At 60.5% G+C, this 233-nt stretch carries 1 protein-coding gene; it reads left to right on the top strand.

Annotated features, from left to right (window positions below; translation table 11 throughout):
- On the top strand, positions 1-233 hold a 233-nt coding region (locus ACR9ZK_RS23660; RefSeq protein ID WP_481344348.1), incomplete at both ends, for a glutamine amidotransferase-related protein.

The raw sequence follows: 233 nt of genomic DNA, 5'->3' as shown, positions 1-233 counted from the left end.
CTCGCACTCGGCGCCAAGACAGCGAAGATGCACCAGGGCCATCACGGCGCCAACCATCCGGTCAAGGACCACACGACAGGCAAGGTCGAGATCGTCTCGATGAACCATGGCTTTGCAGTCGACTCGAGTTCGCTGCCGGAAGGCATTGAGGAGACACATATTTCTCTCTTCGACGGCAGCAATTGCGGCCTGCGCGTCTCCGGCAAGCCCGTCTTCTCGGTGCAGCACCATCC

The organism is Monashia sp. HAY1-5C (genome assembly GCF_056755255.1).
Note: the sequence above shows the minus strand (reverse complement) of the source record. Positions and strands in the feature narration are given on the sequence as shown.